Origin of the sequence: Micromonospora sp. NPDC093277, from assembly GCF_044765245.1 — a bacterium.
In the GTDB taxonomy this organism is placed as follows: domain Bacteria; phylum Actinomycetota; class Actinomycetes; order Mycobacteriales; family Micromonosporaceae; genus Micromonospora.
Genome location: NZ_JBIWJO010000010.1, coordinates 179,853 through 198,447 on the forward strand (window position 1 = coordinate 179,853; position 18,595 = coordinate 198,447).

Genomic DNA, 18,595 nt, shown 5'->3' on the forward strand with positions numbered 1-18,595 from the left:
CGTCGTGGCATGCCCGACAGCGGTTACCCCTGGCCCATCGAGACGACCCGACTGGACAACGGCTTACGCGTGGTGGTGAGCGAGGACCGCGCCGCCCCCGCCGTCGCCGTCAACCTCTGGTACGACGTGGGCTCCCGGCACGAACCGGAGGGAGAGACCGGCTTCGCCCACCTGTTCGAGCACCTGATGTTCGAGGGCTCGGTGAACGTGGCGAAGACCGAGCACATGCGGTTCATCCAGGGATCAGGTGGGTCGCTGAACGCCACCACCAACCCGGACCGGACCAACTACTTCGAGACCGTCCCGGCCGAACACCTGGAGCTGGCGCTCTGGCTGGAGGCCGACCGAATGGGCGGCCTGGTGCCGGCGCTGACCCGGGAGACGCTGGACAACCAGCGGGACGTGGTCAAGAACGAGCGCCGCCAGCGGTACGAGAACGTCCCGTACGGCGACGCCTGGCTGCGGCTGCTGCCGCTGCTCTATCCGCCCGGCCACCCGTACCACCACGCGACGATCGGGTCGATGGCCGACCTGAACGCCGCCGACCTGCCCACCTTCCAGGCGTTCCACGAGACGTACTACGCGCCGAACAACGCGGTGCTCACCGTGGTCGGCGACACCACCGCAGGCGACGTGTTCGCGCTCGCCGACAAGTACTTCGGCGGCATCCCGCCGCGCGCCGACATCCCCGCCGCCCCGGACGGGCGCACGGTGCCGGCGACCGGGCAGCCGGCGGTGGAGACCGTCACCGCCGACGTGCCCGCTCCCCGGGTGTACGTCGCGCACCGCACCCACCCGCTCGGCACCCCCGGGTACGACGTGACCACCGTCCTCGCCACCGTCCTGGGCAGCGGCCGGGGCAGTCGCCTCTACCAGCGCCTCGCCGACGGTGAGCGGATCGCCCAGCCGGACCTGGTCGGGGCGTACGGGGTGGACCTGGCGCACGGCCCGGCTCCGCTGATCGCCACCGTCACGGCCCGCCCCGGGGTGACCGCCGAGCGGCTGCGTGACGGGCTGGCCGAGGTCGTCGACGAGTTGGCCGGCGTGCCGGTGACCGCCGCCGAGCTGGACCGCGCCAAGGCGCTGCTGAGCACCCTGTGGTGGCGGCAGATGTCCACCGTGGACGGCCGGGCGGACACGCTGGGCCGGTACGCCACCCAGTTCGGTGACCCGGCGAAGGCCGGCGAGCGGCTGCCCGGCTGGCTCGCCGTCACCGCCGAGCAGATCGCCGAGCAGGCCGCCGAGCTGCTCGGTGCCGCCGACCGGGTGACCCTGGTCTACCAGCCCGAGGAGAAGCCATGACGCTGATCACCACCCGTCCCGGGCCGGGCGCCGCCCGCCCGTACCGGTTCCCGCAGGTGGTCCGCCGGGCCGTCGCCGGTGGGCAGGTCGTCGCCGCGCACCTGCCGGGGCAGAACCTCGCGGTCGCGCTGCTGCTCCTCGACGGGGGCGCCGGCCGGGAGCCGGTGGGCAAGGAGGGGCTGGGCGCGGTCCTCGCCAAGGCCCTGGAGGAGGGCACCGCGCAGCGCGACGCCACCGCGTACGCCCTGGCGATCGAGGCGCTCGGCACCGAGCTGGTGACCGGGCTGGACTGGGACTCGTTCCAGGTCAGCGTGCAGGTGCCGGTGGACCGGCTGGGTGCCGCCGTCGAGTTGCTCGCCGAGGCCGTCCGTACCCCGAAGCTCGACCCGGCGGACGTGCGGCGGGTCCGCGACGACGAGGTGACCGCGCTTCGGATGGACTGGGCCAACCCCGGTCCCCGGGCCGACGCCGTGTTGCGCGCCGACCTGTTCGGCGCGGACAACCGCTGGGGCCGCCCGATGTACGGCGACCCGGAGAGCGTGGCCGCGCTCGACGTGGACGACGTGACCGTCTTCCACTCGGAGTGGTTCATCCGTCCGGGGACGCTGATCGTCGCGGGCGACCTGGACCGGGTCGACCTCGACGCGCTGGGTGCCGCCGCGTTCGCCGGCACGGCGGGCGGGCCGGTGGAGATGGGCGGCCCGATCGAGGTGGCGCTGCCCGGCGGGCGGCGGGTCATCCTGGTCGACCGACCCGGCTCGGTGCAGTCGACGCTCCGCATCGGGCACCCGTCCCCGCACCGCGCCCACCCGGACCACGTGCCGATGACGCTCGCCGGCACCGTGCTCGGTGGGGCGTTCACCTCCCGCCTCAACCACCTGATCCGCGAGGTGCACGGCTACACGTACGGCATCCGCGGCGACTTCGCCTCGTCGCGCCGGTTCGGCCGGTTCGCGATCAGCTCGGGGGTGCAGACCGCGGTGACCGCGCCGGCCCTGGTGGAGGCGATCGGCGAGGTCTCGCGTACCCAGATGACCGGGGTGACCGAGGACGAGCTGGCGGTGGCCCGCTCGTGGCGGGCCGGCCAGCTCTCAGTCGAGTTGCAGACGCCGCGGGCGATCGCGTCGGCGCTGACCACGCTGGTGGTGCACGACCTGCCGGACGACTACCACGCCCGGCTGCGCGAGGCGCTGCTCGCCGCCGACGTGGACCAGGTCTCCGCGGCGGCCGGGGCGCACCTGCACCCGGAGTCGCTCACCGTGGTTGTCGAGGGCGACTCGGCGCTCATCCGCGACGACCTGGTCGCCGCCGCCCTGGGCGACGTAATCGACCACACCCCGTAACCCGCCTGCGGATCTTGGTACGAAACAGCCCCGTAGCGGGCGTTCGTACCAAGATCCGCCCGCGGTCCGGCCCGCGCCGTGGGAAAGGCTTCCCGGGCCGGCCGGCCGGGTGGGTAGCCTCGCGGGCATGAGGATCGGCATTGTGGGGGCCACCGGCCAGGTCGGTGGCGTGATGCGGCAGGTGCTGGCGGAGCGCGAGTTCCCGGCGGAGCAGGTGCGGTTGTTCGCCTCGGCGCGGTCGGCCGGACGCACCCTGCCGTGGCGGGACGGCGAGGTCACCGTCGAGGACGCGGCCACCGCTGACTACCGCGGGCTGGACATCGTGCTCTTCTCGGCGGGCAAGGGCACCGCCCGGGAGCTGGCTTCCCGGGTCGCCGAGGCCGGCGCGGTGGTCATCGACAACTCGTCGGCGTTCCGGATGGACCCCGAGGTGCCGCTGGTGGTCGCCGAGGTCAACCCGCACGCCGTCGCCGACCGGCCGAAGGGCATCGTGGCCAACCCGAACTGCACCACCATGGCCGCGATGCCGGTGCTGCGCCCGCTGCACCAGGAGGCCGAACTGGTCAGCCTGGTCGTCGCCACCTACCAGGCGGTGTCCGGCGCCGGCCTGGCCGGGGTGGCCGAGCTGGACGAGCAGGTCCGTAAGGTCGCCGAGCACGCCGCCGGGCTCGCCTTCGACGGCGCGGCCGTCGAGTTCCCCGCGCCGCGCTCGTTCGCCCGCCCGATCGCCTTCAACGTGCTGCCGCTGGCCGGCTCTGTCGTCGACGACGGTTCCTTCGAGACCGACGAGGAACAGAAGCTGCGCAACGAGAGCCGCAAGATCCTGGAGATCCCCGGGCTGAAGGTCTCCGGCACCTGCGTCCGGGTGCCGGTCTTCACCGGCCACTCGCTCCAGATCAACGCCCGGTTCGCCCGCCCGATCACCCCGGCCCGCGCCCGCGAACTGCTCGACGGCGCGCCGGGCGTGGCGTTGGCCGACGTGCCGACCCCGCTCGAGGCGGCCGGCCAGGACCCGACGTACGTGGGCCGGATCCGGGCCGACGAGACCGTCGAGCACGGGTTGGCTCTCTTCTGCTCGAACGACAACCTCCGCAAGGGTGCCGCGCTCAACGCGGTGCAGCTCGCCGAGCTGGTTGCCGCCGAGCGTCGCTGAGGGCCCGGGTGCCCGGCCGATGGTCGGGCACCCGGACCGGAAATGCGGTGAGATGGGGACGACCACCACCAGTCGACGCGGGAGGCCCGAATGACGGACGAGCAGACCCGGCAGGCCCTGACCGACCTCATCGCGAGCCGTTGGCTCGGCACGCTCGCCACCATCAAGCGGGACGGCCGACCCCAGTTGTCCAACGTGGTCTACTCCTTCGACCGTGGCGAGGGCCTGATCCGGGTCTCGGTCACCGACGGCCGGGCCAAGACCGCCAACCTGCGCCGCGACCCCCGGGCCAGCTTCCAGGTCAGCAGCGAGGACGGCTGGGCGTACGCGGTGGCGGAGGCCCGAGCCGAGCTGACGCCGGTGGCCGAGCGGCCGGACGACCCGACCGTGGCGGAACTGGTCGGGATCTACCGGGCGGTGCAGGGCGAACACCCGGACTGGGACGACTTCCGGCGGGCCATGGTCGCCGATCGGCGGCTCGTGCTGCGGCTGCACGTCGAGCGCGTCTACGGGGCGCCTCCGCGCGCCTGACCCTCGCCCATGTGGCGTCTCGCCGGGTGACCGGCATCCGGTGCCTGGCGAGACCGCCACATCCCGCGAACGGAGTCGATCAAGGGCCCGGCACGCGGTCCCGCCGCGTCGCGGGGGCACGAGGTGGTGATCCACTGCACGTGGCGCACATGGCGGCATCCGGTACCCGGCGAGACCACCACATCCCGCATATGGAGTCGATCAAGGCCGGGCCGAGGCGGACGGCCCTGTAAGGCGGCGCGAGGCAGGGCGGCGCGAGGCAGGGCGGCGCGAAGCACCGGCCGGGGTTACCGGGCCGGGACCGGCGGGTACACCGCGGTGCCGAAACCGAGAGGGGAGCCCCATGACGACGGTCGGAGAGTTCATGACGACCCGGTTGGTGACGATGGACGGCAACGACACTCTCACCGCCGCGGCGCAGGAGATGCGGGACAGCGCCATCGGTGACGTGGTGGTGACCGACGGCGACAACGTCGTCGGCATCGTCACGGACCGGGACATCACGGTCCGCGGCGTGGCCGAGAACATGGACCCCAACACGACCCGGCTCAACCAGATCACCAGCAAGGACGTGGTGACGGTGAGCCAGTACGACGACGCCGTGGCGGCCGCCGACCTGATGCGGACGTACGCGGTACGCCGACTGCCGGTGATCGACGACGGCCGCCTGGTCGGGCTGATTTCGATGGGTGACCTCGCGGTCGAGCGGGAACCCCAGTCGGTGCTCGCCGACATCAGCGCAGACGATCCCAACAACTGACCCCGTCCGCCGCGGTGACGCCGGCTCCCCGCCCGGGGGCCGGCGTTCGCGCGTTCCGGGCGGTCCTCGCGCGTTCCGGGCGGTCCTCGCGCGTTCCGGGCGGTCCTCGCGCGTTCCGGGTTCGCCGAGTCACCCGGCGCCCCGGACGGCGGTCACCCGATCCGGGCGAGGTTGACGCCGTACCCGGCGGGGACCCGTCCTCCGACGTCGACGCCGCGGAATCGCGGGAGGAGTGGAGCGGATGGTGGACGCGACCACGAGATTCTTCGAGGAACTGGACCGGCGGGGGTTCGAACCCCTGTTGGCGAAGAGCTCCGGAACCCTGCGTTTCGACCTGCACGAGGGGGCGCAGACGACTCACTGGCTGCTGGAGATCGACCGCGGCAACCTGCAGGTCCGGCAGGAGGACCGGGAGGCCGACACGGTGGTGGGCAGCCCGCCACGGCTCTTCGGCGAGCTGGTCAGGGGCGAGGAGAACGCCATCGCGGCCCTGCTCCGCGGCGACATGACCGTGGCGGGCGACCTGCGGCTGCTACTCCAGGTCGAACGGCTTCTCCCCGGTCCGCCCAGCTCGCAGGGGCCGCGGCGCGCGTTCGGGCGGGAGGTGCTCTGATGGCAGGCGGCAACACGGTCCGGATCCTCGACGGAAACACGTTCGTGGTCTCCGAGGACACCGGCGACATCGAGGCGACGCCGAGCGAGCCGACCGGTCTCTTCTCCATCGACACCCGATTCCTGTCGAAATGGGTGATGACGGTCAACGGGGAACGGCTCAACGCGTTGTCGTACGACGACCTCCAGTACTTCGAGGCCCGGTTCTTCCTGGTGCCGGGGTTGGCCACGCACTACATCGACGCGAAGCTGTCGGTCATCCGGGAGCGGACGGTGGGTGGCAGCTTCCGGGAGAAGGTGACCATCCTCAACCACGACGAGAAGCCGGTCGACCTGGAGATCCGGATGGAGGCCGGCTCCGACTTCGCCGACCTGTTCCAGGTGAAGGACGAGATCCTGAACAAGAAGGGCGAGATCTACTCCGAGGCCGAACAGGACCGGCTCCGGTTGGGCTACCGGCGGGGCAACTTCAAGCGGGAGACGGTCATCTCCGCCTCCGTTCCGGCGAGGTACGACCGCCAAGGGCTCGCCTGGACCGTCCACCTGGAACCCAACGGGCAGTGGGACAGCACGATCGACGTGGAGACCGTCGCGATCGGCCCGGGTGGCCGGGACCTGCGCATGGGGCTGCAGGTTCGCGGCACCGAGCGGCTCGCCCTCCAGCGTGACCTGGAGGAGTGGATGGCCAACGCGCCGAAGGTCAACACCGAGCACCCCGAGCTGGCCTCGACGTACCGGCGCAGCCTGATCGACCTGGCGGCGCTGCGCTTCTCGCCGCTCTCCCTCGGCGGGCAGACGCTCCCGGCCGCCGGCCTGCCCTGGTTCATGACCATGTTCGGCCGGGACAGCATCCTCACCTGTCTGCAGGTGCTGCCGTTCGCGCCGGCGCTCTCCAAGACCACGTTGCGGATTCTCGGCGCGTTGCAGGGCACCCGGTTCGACGACTTCCGGGACGAGGATCCGGGCCGGATCCTGCACGAGATGCGGTACGGCGAGACGGCCGCCTTCGAGGAGCAGCCGCACTCGCCGTACTACGGCTCGGTGGACGCGACGCCGCTGTTCGTGGTGCTCCTCGACGAGTACGAGAAGTGGACCGGGGACGTCGCGCTGGTCAAGGAGTTGGAAAAGGAGTGCCGGGCGGCGCTGAAGTGGGTCGACGACTACGCCGACCTGTTGGGCAACGGCTACATCTGGTACGAGCGGCGGAACACCGACACCGGCCTGGAGAACCAGTGCTGGAAGGACTCCTGGGACTCCATCTCGTACGCCGACGGCAAGCTGCCGCCGTTCCCGCGGGCCACCTGCGAGGTGCAGGGGTACGCGTACGACGCGAAGATGCGGGCCGCCCGGATGGCCCGTGAGTGCTGGGACGACCCGAGGTACGCCGACCGCCTGGAATGTGAGGCGGCCACGCTCAAGGAGCGGTTCAACCGCGACTGGTGGGTGGCGGACGGCGAGTTCTATGCCCTCGGGCTGGACCCGGACGGCCGGCAGTGCGACGTGCTCAGTTCCAACATCGGGCACCTGCTGTGGAGCGGCATCGTCGACGAGGACCGGGCGGGGAAGGTCGCCGAGCACCTGATCGGGCCGCGGCTCTTCTCCGGCTGGGGGGTACGAACGCTGGCGGAGGGCGAGGTCCGCTACAACCCGATCGGCTACCACAACGGCACCATCTGGCCGTTCGACAACTCCTTCATCGCCTGGGGCCTGCGCCGGTACGGCTTCGCGGAGGAGGCCGCCTGCATCGCCAACGGCATCCTGGACGCGGCGCGCTACTTCGACGGCCGGCTGCCGGAGGCGTTCGGCGGCTACCACCGGGAGCTGACCAAGTTCCCGGTGGAGTATCCGACGGCGTGCAGCCCGCAGGCCTGGTCAACGGGCAGCCCGTTGCTGCTGATCCGGACCATGCTGGGGCTGGAGCCGCACGAGGGGCACCTGTCCGTCGACCCGCGGCTGCCGGTCGGCATGGGCCGGATCGAGGTGCTGGACATCCCGGGCCGGTGGGGCAAGGTGGATGCCTTCGCCCGGGGTCGGCTGGACCTGAACAAGCTCGCCGCCTGACCTGCCTGTCGACGTCCGACGCCGCCGGTCCACCTTGCCGGCGGCGTCGCCGTGCGGTCAGCATCCGGTCACCACCCGGAGTCGTGCGGTCACGGGGTCTCTTGTCCTTACGGTCACGTAACCTACTCGCGGTAAAGTCGGCGGATGCCGGAGCTCGTGTACCCGCCCGTGATCGCCGCCGCCAAGACGATGTTCCGGGTCCTCGACCTGCACCTGACCGTCGAGGGCAGCCACCACGTGCCGCGCACCGGGGGTGCGGTGCTGACCAGCAACCACGTCAGCTACCTGGACTTCATCTTCTGTGGGTTCGGCGCGCTGGAGTCCCGCCGCCTGGTTCGGTTCATGGCGAAGGACTCCGTCTTCAGACATCCGGTCTCCGGCCCGCTCATGCGGGGCATGAAGCACATCCCGGTGAACCGGGCGGCCGGCGCCGGCTCGTACCAGACCGCGGTGACCGCGCTGCGAAACGGCGAGGTGGTCGGCGTCTTCCCGGAGGCGACGATCAGCCGTTCCTTCACCGTCAAGGACCTCAAGAGCGGGGCCGCCCGGATGGCCCAGCAGGCGTCCGTACCACTGCTGCCGGTGGCCGTCTGGGGCACCCAGCGGCTCTGGACCAAGGGCCGGCCGCGCACCCTCACCCGGCGACACATCCCGATCACCATCCTGGTGGGGGAGCCGATGGATCCGGCCGGTTACCCGGACGCCAGCACGATGACGGCCGAACTGCGGAGCCGGTTGAGCGCGTTGGTCGACCGGGCCCAGCAGGACTACCCGGAGCGACCCGCCGGCACCGACGACGCCTGGTGGCAGCCGGCCCACCTCGGCGGCACCGCCCCCACCCCGCAGGAGGCCGCCGAGCTGGACCGGCCGGGCCGCCGTGCCCGTACCACCTGATCCACCCCGGCTGGATCGCAGGGGTCAGCAGGCGGAGCCGGGGCGGCCCCGCGCCGGGAGTGCCTGCCGCCCCCAGGCCGCGACGGCGTCCGCCGCCGGGCGGTAGTAGTCGTCCCGGGAGAGGAACTCCACCGGCAGCGACCCCGGCAGGGTCACCGAACCGCGGGCCGGGCCGGGCGCGCCACCGAACCGGAACAGCAGGGTGTCCCGCTCCGGCGGGGAGAGTTCCACCATCTCGGGGTGGACCAGCCGGAACTCGGCCACGGCGCGGCTGATCTGCCGGGCCAGCGCGACGATCTCGAGGTCCGGGCCGGCGAGGGCGAGGGCGGGCTGCCGGATGGTCCGCAGGGCGTCGCAGACCACCCGCAGTTCGCCGCCGACCTCCGGGCCGTCGACCAGCTCCAGCCGGGACGGCCACTGCCAGCGGATCTGACCGCTGACCAGTCGGGACAGCCGGACCGGACGCCGGTGCCGGGCGTACGTCCGGCCGTCCCGACCGGAGACCAGGGACAGTTCGGAGTCAAGGCAGACGTAGGCGAGGCGCCGGTCGGTCACGGTGACCTCGGCCGGGGCGGCGAGCCGCCAGGCGCGGGCGGTCTCGGAGGGGCCGAGCAGCTGACCGGACACCTCGAGCCGGTGTTGACCGAGCACCTGCTCGCCCGGTTCGGGGACCAGCGCGTACCCCCGGTCGAGCAGGGGACGGGCGGGATCGTCCGCGTCGAAGCGGTGCGGCCCGATGAAGAAGGGGGCGGCGTCCTCCTGCACGTCACGACCTCCCGGAAAGACGGTTGGCGGTATCCCGAGCCTGGCCCACTCGTCACCGGGTGTCATGACAGCCGTTAGGGGGTCGGCCGGTCGGTGGACGCCTGTGACCGGTAGATGCCGATCTCCTCCGGCCGGACTAGTCCGTCCTCGATCGCCCGGGCGAGTAGTGCCGCCTTGGTGGCCGCCGGTCGGCCCGCCCGGGTGTACTTGATCCGCGCCCGGTCCACGTACTGCTTGACGGTGTGCTCGCTGATCCGCATCCGGCGAGCCACCGAAGCCTTCGACATCGACTGGAACCACAGCAGCAGGGCCTCGCGCTCCTTGTCCGACAGTGTGGGCCGGTCCGGACGGGGATCGCCGACCATCGCCCCGGCCAGCGCCGGCGGCACGTACGGCCGGTCGCTCGCCGCGGCGAGCACGGTCGCCACGCAGTGCTCGCGCCCCTCGTGCTTGGCGAGGAACGCGACCGCCCCCGCGTCCAGCGCGGCGAGCATGGTGGCCGGGTCGGTGTGCTCGGAGTAGACCACCACCCGCCGCCCGGCGGCGCTCAGCTCGGCGAGCTTGTCGATCGCCATCCGCCCGTGCAGCCGCAGGTCGAGCAGGACCACCTCGGCCTGCGGGGCGGCCCGCAGCACCACGTCCGGATCGTCCCCGGTGGCCAGTACGCGCAACCGCCGCTCGCTGGCCAGCCAGGCGCGTACCCCGTCGATCACCACCGGATGGTCGTCCACGATCGCCACGCCGATCGGCGGCTCGCCCGTCACGTCCTGCGCCACTGGGTCTGTGTCCACCTGATCTCCCCGTCCCGCTCGTGCCCGATCTCCACCGGTTCGCCGCCGTCCCCGTCCGTACCCGGCGGGCTGGTCGTGCCCGGTGGCCCGCTCGTGTCGGGCCCGTCGTGGTCCGGGGTGACCAGGCTGACCACCACCTCGTCCGGGCCGGCGACCACGGTCACCCGGGCCCATCCCCGGGCGTCGGCGAGCGCCGCGGTGAGCGGGTCCGTCAGCCGCCGGCGTACCTCGACCGGAAGTTCCGGTGGGACCCCGACGGCGACCAGTTCGATCGGCAGCCCGTCGCGTTCCGCCAGATCCGCGGCGGCCCGCAGCTCGTGCAGCAGCGGGTCGGGCACGTCGTCCGACTCGGCGATCAGGCGGCGCAGCCGTGCCGCGGCCAGTACGCAGCGACGGCGTACCTCCGGGTCGGCCGGGTCGGCGTCCCCGGCGGCCAGCTCGGCCAGCACCTCCTCGGCGGTGCCGCTGACCAGGCCCAGCCGGGCACGCCGCTCCCCCCGGGCCTGTTCCGCCGCCACCCGCTCCGCCTCGACCGCCATCGTCGCCGCCGCCGTCGCGGCCCGGTCCCGGGCCAGGGTGGAGAGTGCGGTGCCACCGATGAAGACCGCGGCCGGCAGCGAGGAGACGCCGTAGACGTACATCGCGTAGCGGGCGAGGTCGGCCGGGGCGGTCACGCCGTCGACGATCACCACGGCGAGGGCGATCGTCGCGTGCGCGCCGAGCAACGCCAGCAGCCACCGGACCGGCCGACGCCAGAGCACCAGCAGGAAGAACCAGCCCAGGCCGCCCCAGGCCCAGTTCGCCGCCGCGAACAGTTGTCCGCCGCCGACCGCCGCGAAGACCGCCACGTCGACCACCAGCAGCACCGCCGCCAACCGCCGGGCGGGCGGCAGGCCACCGCGCAGCAGGCGTACGCCGGCCGCCACGCCGACCGCCGTGGTCACCAGCCAGCCGGCGGCGACCACGGCCGAGGCGGTGGGCGAGATCCCGGTGCCGGAGAGCGCCGGCAGGTCGATCGCCAGATGCCAGGCCAGCGCGATGGTGACCGCCCCGATCCGGGCGGCCCGGTCGGAGGCGCTCGCCACCGCGCCCGCCGCTTCCGCCCGGTCGGTCCGCTGCGCCGCGCCGGCCGTACCGGTCCAGGAGACCGCCGGCGCGGCGGCCGGGCCGGGCCGGCGGTCGACGCCGTCGAGGGCCGCACCCAGGTCAGTCACCGGTCCACTCCAGCCGGATCCGGGTGCCGCTGCCCGGGGCGGAGATCACCTCTGCCCGGCCGCCCACCGACGCCATCCGGCCGATGATCGACTCGCGCAGCCCGTACCGGTGGGCGGGGACGGTGGCGGGGTCGAAGCCGGGGCCGTCGTCGGCCACCTCGACCACGACGGTGCCCGCTTCCCCGGCCAGGCGCAGCGTGGTGCTGGCACCCGGCGCGTGCCGGGCCACGTTGGCCAGCGCGGCGGCTGCGCTGTCCGCCAGCGCACCGGCGACCTCCGCCGGCAGCGCGCACGGCGCGAGCGTCGCGGCCACCGGCAGCTCCGGCAGCTGGGCCAGGGCCGCCCGGAGCCGGTCGTCCAGCGCCACCGGGCCGGTCGCCGGTGCCGACCTGGCGTCGGCCAGGGCGGCGAGGGTACGCAGGTCCGCCACGCACCGTTCGCGTAGCGTGGCCGACGGGCCGGGCACCGCGCCGAGACCGACCATGGTCAGCGTGCCGAGCACGGTGTCGTGCAGGTCGCGGTTCTGCCGCCGCTCGGCCTCGCGGGCGGCACGGGCCACGACCGCGTCGCGGGCCAGCCGCTGGTAGTCGGCGAAGGCGGTGTCGGCGTGCTCGATCCGGCGCCGCATCAGCGCGCAGATCGCCGCCGTGATGCCGGTCTGCACCAGCAGCGTCATCGCGTGCGTCCGCGCCTCGACCGGGTTGCCGGCGGCGTTGGCGCCGGTCATGTAGCCGGCGGTGACCAGCAACCCCGCCGGGACCGACCAGCGGACCGGGGCGGTGGCCTGGGCGTTGATCACGGTGGTGCTGGCGAGCACCGCGATCCAGCTCACCTCGCCGGGCAGCACCTCCGGCGCGACCAGCCAGGGGATCGCCAGCCCGGCCGCGGTGGTGAGCGCGACGTCGCCGGCCACCAGCGCGGCGGTGGCCCCGTGCCGCAGCGCGCGGAACGCGTACCAGACGGACCAGGCGGTCAGCACGGCGACCACCGGCACCAGCAGGGCGACCCGGACCGGAGGGGTGCGGACCGCCAGGGCCACCACCGCGCCGACCAGGCCGCAGGTCAGCCGCAGCAGCGCCGGCAGGGTGGTGAAGACCAGGGCGAACGCGCCGCCGGCCGGCCGGTCCAGCGGGGCTGGGGACGAGGTCGTGACGCCAACGACCGGCATCGGGGGAGGGTCCTTCCGGCAGCGACCCCGGGTCGGGTCCGGCGGCCTAGATCGACGCCGGAGAATAACATGCCAAACCGCCACCGGTCACCCTCGGTGCGCGGAACATCGCTGCGCCGATCCGTGCTCCTGACGGACTCAGGCCGTCGCGACGGCAAGCAGGTGCGCGCTGACCCCGAGCACTGCCGGGTCCTGCTCGAAGGCTGCGGCGCAGGCCACCGCGTCATGGAAGAGCCGGTCGTCCGGGACGGTGTCCAGCGCGTCCAGCAGAGGCCAGAGTGGACCCTCCACCCCGTACAGCCGGGGTGCCGGCAGCCCGGCCGCGGTGAACTCCTCGACCAACTGCTCCGGTCGATGGAAGTACGCGGTGGTGAAGCCGGTCGCCGGGTCATTGACCCCGGTGGCGTACGCCCTGAGTAGGAGCGGTCGGCTGTACTCGTCCACCCGGCCCTCCGCGCTCTTTTCGATCAGCGCCGCGTTCCGGCTGATCGCCGCCCCGACCACCGGGCCACCGGGTCGGGTCAGCCGCGCCGCCTCGCGCAGCGCGGCCACCCGGTCCGCCCGGTCGGGCAGGTGGTAGAGCGGGCCGAGCAGCAGTGTCGCGTCGGCCGAGCCGTCAGGCAGCGGCACCGCGCGGGCGTCGCCGACGGTCGCCGTCACCTCCGGGCACGCCGCCCTGACGGCGGCCACGTGCGCCGGCACCAGGTCGACCAGGTGCACCCGGTGACCGGAGGCGGCCAGCCACCCCGTGTACGTGCCGGGGCCGCCGCCCACGTCGAGCACCGCCGCCGGCGGTGCGGGAAGCAGGCGCGCGAGCAGGTCCCGGGTGCGTCTCGCCTCCAGGCGCCCCTGCGCCGTGCGGTGCAGTCGGTCCGCCTCGGCGTAGACCTCGGTGTAGTACCGCCGGATGTCCGGTTCGACCCGTCGGCGATGGGGCACCCGTCGATGGTGGACGACGGTCTCGTAAAGCTCATCTTGTTCTTGTCGCATGCTGCTCCCACTCTTGCCGGCATGTCCTAGCAGCCGGCCATTGGGCCACCGAAGAAGAACGCGACCCGGACGGTCCTCATCGCCGTCGGTATCGTGCTCGGCCTCTGCTGCGTGGCAGGACACCCCACCGTGTACAAACAGCTATACGGTGATCTGCGCCACTGGTTCAGCCGGGACGACATCGCCCGCCAGCAGTCCAACGGGCGCCGACGGGGTGCCGCCGGCCGGCCTGCGGCTGACCGGCACCCGCACCTCGGCCGGCGGGGTGACGATGCTGACCTACGACAGCGCCGGCGAGCCCACCTTCGGCACCGTCATGTGACGACGCTGCCGGTCATCCGGCGGAGTGAAGCAGCCCGCGCGCCGGGTTGAAGACTCCGGCGCGGAGGGCGGCGGCGGCCGCCGCCGCCGTACGCCGGGCGAACTCCTCGTCGATGGGCTCGGCGACGACGAGCAGGCGCAGGAAGAAGGGCGCGCCCAGGACCTCGATCGCGGCCTGGGCGTCGGTGCCGTCGGGCAGCTCGCCGCGGGCGACCGCCTGGCCGACGACGGCCTCGGCCAGCCCGAACCGTTCGGTGAAGAAGCCGCGGACGATCTGCGCGGCGCGCGGGTTGCGGGGCGCGGCCGCGGCGAGGGCCGTGATCAGCTCGCCGGGTTCGCCGGTCATGCCGCGCCGGATCAGCAACGCCAGCTCTTCGAGGTCGGTGTCGAGGTTGCCGGTGTCCGGGATCGGGACGACCTCGCTGGCGTACTCGCTGAGCAGGTCGCCGAGGACGCCCTCCAGGTCGGTCCAGCGGCGGTAGATCGACGTTTTGTTGACGCCGGCCGCCTGGGCGATCCGTTCGACGGTCAGCTCGGCGTACCCGTCGGGGAGGAGGTCGCGGGCGGCCGTGAGGACGGCGGCGCGGACGCGGGCGCTGCGCCCGCCCGGTCGCTGGCCGACGGACATCGGACACCCCCTCTAATCGCACCGGCTGTTGCGTTACTGCCGCCATCATGCCAGACTGCAAAAAGCAACGCTAGTTGCGATTGGGGGCAGGATGATGAAGACCAACGTCTGTGTCGTCGGCGGCGGGCCCGCGGGCCTCGTCCTCGGGCTGCTGCTCGCCCGTCAGGGGGTGGTGGTCACCGTGCTGGAGAAGCACGCCGACTTCCTCCGGGACTTCCGTGGCGACACCGTCCACCCGTCCACCCTGGACATGCTCGACGAGATCGGGCTCGGCGAACGGATGGCGGCACTGCCCGGGCGCAGGGTCGGCGGGCTGCACGCCACCTTCGACGACGGCACCTATCCGGTCGTGGACTTCACCCGCCTGCCGGCGCCGCACAACTACGTGTATTTCGTACCCCAGTGGGATTTCCTGGAAATGCTCGCGGCCGAGGCGGCGAAGTTCCCGGCCTTCACGCTGCTGCGCGCCACCACCGCGACGGGCCTGCTCCGCGACGCGTCCGGGACCGTCACCGGCGTGCGGGCCGCGGGTCCGGAGGGCACGCTGGAGATCGAGGCATCGCTCACCGTCGCCTGCGACGGCCGCGATTCCCTGGTACGCCAGGAACTCGGCCTGCGGCCGGTCGACTACGGCGCGCCCATGGACGTGCTGTGGTTCCGGATCTCGCGCCGGCCCACCGACGGCGACGGCCTGGCGATGCGGATCGGCTCCGGCGGGCTGATGCTCGCCATCGACCGCGGCGACTATTACCAGTGCGCGTACCTCATCGCCAAGGGCGGCTACGACGAGATCCGCGCGGCCGGGCTCGACGCGTTGCGGGAGCAGGTGGCGCGGCGGCACCCGATCCTCGCCGACCGGGTCGGTGAGCTCGCCACCTGGGACGACGTCAAACTGCTGACGGTGAAGCTGGACCGGCTGGAACGCTGGCACCGGCCAGGCGTGCTGCTCATCGGCGACGCCGCCCACGCAATGTCCCCGATCGCCGGCGTCGGCATCAACCTGGCGGTCCAGGATGCCGTGGCCACCGCCTGGATGCTGGGCCCGAAGCTCGCCGCCGGGCAGCCGGTGACGGAAGCGGACCTCGCCGCGGTGCAGAAGCGCCGGCACTTCCCGACCGCGGTGACCCAGAACGTCCAGCGGGCCGCGCAGCGGCGCGTCGTCGACCCGCTGCTGCACGCCACCGGCCGGATCGCGGCCCCGGCACCGATCCGCCTGCTGAAGCGGTTCCCCAGGCTGCAGGCCATCCCCGCCCGGCTGGTCGGCATCGGCGTACGCCCCGAGCACGTGCGGTGAGGCGCATCCTGTCAGGGTGCCCTGCCAGGATGCGCTGATGGAGTCGACGAAGATCGTTCAGGAGCTGTGGGATCGCATGCAGGCCCGTGACTGGGCAGGGCTCGGTGAGCTGCTGGCTGATGACCTGGTGGTGGAGTGGCCGGTCAGCGCCGAGCGGATCGTGGGTCGCGAGAACTACGTGCGGATCAACGCGGAGTACCCGGAGGGGTGGACGATCAACGTGCTCCGGATCGTGGCCGACGGCGAGACGGTGGTGTCCGAGGTGGAGGTCCCGCACGACACGGCGGGGCTCCACCAGGTGGCGTCGTTCTGGACGGTACGGGACGGAAAGATCGTCGACGGCCGCGAGTACTGGACCTGTCCGGGCGCGGACCCCTCGCCCGAGTGGCGGGCCGCCTATGTGCAGCGGGTGTGACCAGGAGTCGCCGGACGGGTGCCAGTGATCGGCGCCCGGCCACGTGCCCCTGGCGTGCCGTAACGTGGTCCCATGGCGGAACTCGCGGCGATCCTGCTGGTCATCGGTTCCCTCGCCGCCTTCCTGGCGCTCCTCGCGTGGCTTGCGGCCCGGGTCCGCCGACGCGGGATCGGCGGCGACGTGATGGGGCCGTTCGACGAGATCTGGCACCCGGCGGCTTACCGGTTCCGCGCGGAGATCCAGGTGTACGAGGAACGTGCTACACCGTTGCCGCCGGCCGGTGACCGTAAGCGCCCTTGAGGCACGGGGGACCCCACCGCCAGCAGGTCGCGCGTTGATCCGGGCACCCTCGCGACCGCACCCTATATGGCGGCCAACGACGCCAGGTGGTGCAGCGAGTTGGCGAGATGCTCAGAGCCGAACGGCGGGAAGTGGAGGTATTCCCGGATGGACTGCGGCACCGCCGACCAGTCGTAGGTGAGGGTGACCTTGGCCTCGGACGGACCGAGCGGCGACGATGGTCAGGATGGCGCTCACGTTCTCCTGGCCCATGTGTGCACCCTCCTGGTCATTCATCTCGGGCCTCCGCAGGCGTGATCGCAGATTGCGGGTTCGACCGAGCCTGGCTCAGCTGCTGGCGTGCGTCCTCCAGGCCCTGTTCGTTTCCCTCATTGCCGGCGAGTCCGGTCAGGTTATTGGTTGCCATGCGGCGGGCGAAGTAGTCAGCCTGCACCGCCCAGCGGAACCGCAACATGGTCAGCAGCCCGTGCTCCACCTCGGCGTGGGAGAGATTCCGGCTCGTCAGATACGCCTCGATCAGGCAGTTGGCCCGCTGCGGGCCGCCGACGTACATCACCGCCGAGGCGAGGTCGTAGAGCAGTGGGCCTCTGATCGCCACGCTCCAGTCGATCAGGCCGCATACTCCGGTACGTCCGTCCAGCAGGAAGGCCCCCGGGGCGGGATCGGTGTGCAACAGGCCCCAGGAGAGAGCCGAGGGATCAAGAGCTTCGTACGCCGCCACGGCGGCGGCGACCGCCGGCCGGACCCAAGGCCGGATCGCCAGATGGGCGGCCCGAACGTCCACCCAATGGAACTGGTCGGCCTCCCCGACCGGGACATCCCGCAACACCTTGTGCACCTGGCCGAGGGTCCGGCCGATCAGCCGCTGCTCGTCAGGGGTGCCGCCGGACAGTTCGTCCCCGTCGACCCGGCGCAGCAGTGCCAGAGGCAACCCCTCGACGTCCGCGACGATCGTCCCCTGCCTGGTCGCTATCGGTGCGCCCACTGAGATTCCCGCTGCCTCGACGTGGCCGGCGACGGTGAGTCCGCCCAGGAAGGAGCGGCGTGACCCCGGCACGACCGACTTGGCGACCCAACGCTCCTCACCGGCGGTTACGAACCAGGTCGCCGAGTTCATGCCGCCGTGGTGCGGCTCCACCGTCGCGTCAGTGACACCCCACGCGTCCGCCAGACACGATCGCAGCCTCTCCTCGGTAATCATCCGATGGAGTCAAGCAGGGGTGGGCACGACCGGCGACCGACTTCTCCACGCGTAGGGCGGCTGATCCGGCTCCGCGACGGCTCCTGCTGTCCGTGCAGCTCTCATCGGCCGAGGTGGGCGTGGTCCTCTTCGCCGGGCCGCAGGTGTGGAGTGGCGGCGAACTTGACCAGGCCGAGGCGCCCCCTGGCGTGGGCGTAGCGGGTGATCGATGTGTTGGACACCGGGGTGACGGCGAGGATCGCGTCGAGGTCGGTGAACGACAGGCCCTCGATGAGGTGACGTACCGCGACGACCACGGCGTCGTGGGCGACGACGAGGACCCGCCGGCCGGAGTGTGCCCGGTTGACGTCGTCCAGAACGGCCTTGACCCGCTCGGCGACGTCATGGAACGCCTCGCCACCTGGTGGGCGGTAGGCGTAGAGGCCGTCGGCGGTCAGCCGGGCGGCTTCGGCGGGGAACTGGTTGGCGATCATGATCGGGGTGAGCAGTTCCAGGTCGCCCATGAGCCGGTCGCACAGCCGCTCGTCGACGATGGCGTGCGGGCAGGTCACGCCGAGTTCGGCGGCGCTCTCGGCCGCCCGGGTCCAGGTCTGGCGGGCCCGCAGGTACGGGGAGCAGACGACCACCTCGGGACGCTGGTCGACGGGTTGGCCGGCGAGCCAGCGACCGAGGTGTCCGGCCTGCTCCCACCCCAGCGGAGATAGTTCGATATCAGCGTCGCGGCCGGTGAGGCCGTGGTCGGCCAGGCCCCGCGCCTGGGCGTCGGCGAAGGCCACGTTCGCGGTGCTCTGCCCGTGACGGACGATAATCAACTGCGCGACGCTGTCCATCTCTCCATTGTCCACTGGGGTG

19 protein-coding genes are annotated in these 18,595 nt (G+C 72.5%); 11 read left to right on the forward strand and 8 right to left on the reverse strand.

Annotated features, from left to right (window positions below; genetic code table 11):
• Positions 1 to 9 precede the first annotated feature (9 nt).
• The 8 genes from ACIRG9_RS22680 (at position 10) to ACIRG9_RS22715 (ending at position 8,656) form a co-directional block, all read left to right on the forward strand.
• On the forward strand, positions 10 to 1,302 hold the full coding sequence (locus tag ACIRG9_RS22680) for a M16 family metallopeptidase (protein WP_402859173.1): 1,293 nt from the start codon (positions 10 to 12) through the stop codon (positions 1,300 to 1,302).
• Complete coding sequence (locus tag ACIRG9_RS22685) at positions 1,299 to 2,645, forward strand: M16 family metallopeptidase (protein ID WP_402859176.1); 1,347 nt, start codon at positions 1,299 to 1,301, stop codon at positions 2,643 to 2,645. Before ACIRG9_RS22680 ends, ACIRG9_RS22685 begins: the two co-directional genes overlap by 4 nt.
• Before the next feature lie 127 nt (positions 2,646 to 2,772).
• Positions 2,773 to 3,798, forward strand: a complete 1,026-nt coding sequence (locus ACIRG9_RS22690; protein WP_402859179.1) for an aspartate-semialdehyde dehydrogenase — start codon at positions 2,773 to 2,775, stop codon at positions 3,796 to 3,798.
• Between the two features lie 90 nt (positions 3,799 to 3,888).
• On the forward strand, positions 3,889 to 4,329 hold the full coding sequence (locus tag ACIRG9_RS22695) for a PPOX class F420-dependent oxidoreductase (RefSeq protein WP_402859182.1): 441 nt from the start codon (positions 3,889 to 3,891) through the stop codon (positions 4,327 to 4,329).
• A 343-nt stretch (positions 4,330 to 4,672) separates the two neighbouring features.
• Entirely contained in the window at positions 4,673 to 5,089 is a 417-nt protein-coding gene (locus ACIRG9_RS22700) for a CBS domain-containing protein (RefSeq protein ID WP_091197272.1), read from the forward strand.
• A 241-nt stretch (positions 5,090 to 5,330) separates the two neighbouring features.
• Positions 5,331 to 5,702: an SCP2 sterol-binding domain-containing protein gene (locus ACIRG9_RS22705; RefSeq protein ID WP_402859187.1), complete on the forward strand. Its 372-nt coding sequence runs from the start codon at positions 5,331 to 5,333 to the stop codon at positions 5,700 to 5,702.
• Positions 5,702 to 7,762: a glycogen debranching N-terminal domain-containing protein gene (locus ACIRG9_RS22710; protein ID WP_402859190.1), complete on the forward strand. Its 2,061-nt coding sequence runs from the start codon at positions 5,702 to 5,704 to the stop codon at positions 7,760 to 7,762. Before ACIRG9_RS22705 ends, ACIRG9_RS22710 begins: the two co-directional genes overlap by 1 nt.
• A gap of 144 nt (positions 7,763 to 7,906) precedes the next feature.
• Entirely contained in the window at positions 7,907 to 8,656 is a 750-nt protein-coding gene (locus ACIRG9_RS22715) for a lysophospholipid acyltransferase family protein (RefSeq protein WP_402859193.1), read from the forward strand.
• 24 nt (positions 8,657 to 8,680) lie between these two features.
• On the opposite strand, the gene ACIRG9_RS22720 is transcribed toward ACIRG9_RS22715, so the two are convergent.
• The 6 genes from ACIRG9_RS22720 to ACIRG9_RS22745 all read right to left on the reverse strand — a co-directional run bounded on the left by ACIRG9_RS22720 (position 8,681) and on the right by ACIRG9_RS22745 (position 14,533).
• Positions 8,681 to 9,421: a hypothetical protein gene (locus tag ACIRG9_RS22720; RefSeq protein ID WP_402859196.1), complete on the reverse strand. Its 741-nt coding sequence runs from the start codon at positions 9,419 to 9,421 to the stop codon at positions 8,681 to 8,683.
• Positions 9,422 to 9,495: 74 nt separating this feature from the next.
• A complete protein-coding gene (locus ACIRG9_RS22725) occupies positions 9,496 to 10,212 on the reverse strand; it encodes a response regulator (RefSeq protein WP_402859199.1) in 717 nt (238 codons plus the stop codon).
• Complete coding sequence (locus tag ACIRG9_RS22730; protein ID WP_402859202.1) at positions 10,182 to 11,426, reverse strand: hypothetical protein; 1,245 nt, start codon at positions 11,424 to 11,426, stop codon at positions 10,182 to 10,184. Before ACIRG9_RS22730 ends, ACIRG9_RS22725 begins: the two co-directional genes overlap by 31 nt.
• A complete protein-coding gene (locus ACIRG9_RS22735; protein ID WP_402859205.1) occupies positions 11,419 to 12,594 on the reverse strand; it encodes a sensor histidine kinase in 1,176 nt (391 codons plus the stop codon). Before ACIRG9_RS22735 ends, ACIRG9_RS22730 begins: the two co-directional genes overlap by 8 nt.
• Positions 12,595 to 12,732: 138 nt before the next feature.
• The gene (locus ACIRG9_RS22740) at positions 12,733 to 13,533 is read right to left on the reverse strand and encodes a class I SAM-dependent methyltransferase (protein WP_402859208.1); all 801 of its coding nucleotides are present in this window, start codon (positions 13,531 to 13,533) and stop codon (positions 12,733 to 12,735) included.
• 385 nt (positions 13,534 to 13,918) lie between these two features.
• On the reverse strand, positions 13,919 to 14,533 hold the full coding sequence (locus ACIRG9_RS22745; protein WP_402859211.1) for a TetR/AcrR family transcriptional regulator: 615 nt from the start codon (positions 14,531 to 14,533) through the stop codon (positions 13,919 to 13,921).
• Positions 14,534 to 14,627: 94 nt separating this feature from the next.
• Between ACIRG9_RS22745 and ACIRG9_RS22750 the strand changes: the two genes are divergently transcribed.
• From ACIRG9_RS22750 to ACIRG9_RS22760, 3 genes are all read left to right on the forward strand, one after another.
• Positions 14,628 to 15,827, forward strand: coding sequence for an FAD-dependent oxidoreductase (locus ACIRG9_RS22750; RefSeq protein ID WP_402859475.1), 1,200 nt, complete (start codon positions 14,628 to 14,630; stop codon positions 15,825 to 15,827).
• 37 nt (positions 15,828 to 15,864) lie between these two features.
• Positions 15,865 to 16,242, forward strand: coding sequence for a nuclear transport factor 2 family protein (locus ACIRG9_RS22755; RefSeq protein WP_402859213.1), 378 nt, complete (start codon positions 15,865 to 15,867; stop codon positions 16,240 to 16,242).
• 72 nt (positions 16,243 to 16,314) lie between these two features.
• Complete coding sequence (locus ACIRG9_RS22760; protein WP_402859215.1) at positions 16,315 to 16,542, forward strand: hypothetical protein; 228 nt, start codon at positions 16,315 to 16,317, stop codon at positions 16,540 to 16,542.
• Between the two features lie 268 nt (positions 16,543 to 16,810).
• On the opposite strand, the gene ACIRG9_RS22765 is transcribed toward ACIRG9_RS22760, so the two are convergent.
• Positions 16,811 to 17,743, reverse strand: coding sequence for a phosphotransferase enzyme family protein (locus tag ACIRG9_RS22765; RefSeq protein WP_402859217.1), 933 nt, complete (start codon positions 17,741 to 17,743; stop codon positions 16,811 to 16,813).
• Positions 17,744 to 17,844: 101 nt separating this feature from the next.
• On the reverse strand, positions 17,845 to 18,573 hold the full coding sequence (locus ACIRG9_RS22770; RefSeq protein ID WP_402859220.1) for a histidine phosphatase family protein: 729 nt from the start codon (positions 18,571 to 18,573) through the stop codon (positions 17,845 to 17,847).
• Positions 18,574 to 18,595: the final 22 nt, after the last annotated feature.

Bases quoted from the DNA above. Each gene is read 5' to 3' on its own strand.
- ACIRG9_RS22755 (WP_402859213.1), top strand. From the start codon at position 15,865: ATGGAGTCGACGAAGATCGTTCAGGAGCTGTGGGATCGCATGCAGGCC.
- ACIRG9_RS22710 (WP_402859190.1), top strand. From the start codon at position 5,702: ATGGCAGGCGGCAACACGGTCCGGATCCTCGACGGAAACACGTTCGTG.
- ACIRG9_RS22715 (WP_402859193.1), top strand. From the start codon at position 7,907: ATGCCGGAGCTCGTGTACCCGCCCGTGATCGCCGCCGCCAAGACGATG.
- ACIRG9_RS22750 (WP_402859475.1), top strand. From the start codon at position 14,628: ATGAAGACCAACGTCTGTGTCGTCGGCGGCGGGCCCGCGGGCCTCGTC.
- ACIRG9_RS22765 (WP_402859217.1), bottom strand. From the start codon at position 17,743: ATGATTACCGAGGAGAGGCTGCGATCGTGTCTGGCGGACGCGTGGGGT.
- ACIRG9_RS22705 (WP_402859187.1), top strand. From the start codon at position 5,331: ATGGTGGACGCGACCACGAGATTCTTCGAGGAACTGGACCGGCGGGGG.
- ACIRG9_RS22735 (WP_402859205.1), bottom strand. From the start codon at position 12,594: ATGCCGGTCGTTGGCGTCACGACCTCGTCCCCAGCCCCGCTGGACCGG.
- ACIRG9_RS22700 (WP_091197272.1), top strand. From the start codon at position 4,673: ATGACGACGGTCGGAGAGTTCATGACGACCCGGTTGGTGACGATGGAC.
- ACIRG9_RS22695 (WP_402859182.1), top strand. From the start codon at position 3,889: ATGACGGACGAGCAGACCCGGCAGGCCCTGACCGACCTCATCGCGAGC.
- ACIRG9_RS22690 (WP_402859179.1), top strand. From the start codon at position 2,773: ATGAGGATCGGCATTGTGGGGGCCACCGGCCAGGTCGGTGGCGTGATG.
- ACIRG9_RS22685 (WP_402859176.1), top strand. From the start codon at position 1,299: ATGACGCTGATCACCACCCGTCCCGGGCCGGGCGCCGCCCGCCCGTAC.
- ACIRG9_RS22760 (WP_402859215.1), top strand. From the start codon at position 16,315: ATGGCGGAACTCGCGGCGATCCTGCTGGTCATCGGTTCCCTCGCCGCC.
- ACIRG9_RS22745 (WP_402859211.1), bottom strand. From the start codon at position 14,533: ATGTCCGTCGGCCAGCGACCGGGCGGGCGCAGCGCCCGCGTCCGCGCC.
- ACIRG9_RS22770 (WP_402859220.1), bottom strand. From the start codon at position 18,573: ATGGACAGCGTCGCGCAGTTGATTATCGTCCGTCACGGGCAGAGCACC.
- ACIRG9_RS22680 (WP_402859173.1), top strand. From the start codon at position 10: ATGCCCGACAGCGGTTACCCCTGGCCCATCGAGACGACCCGACTGGAC.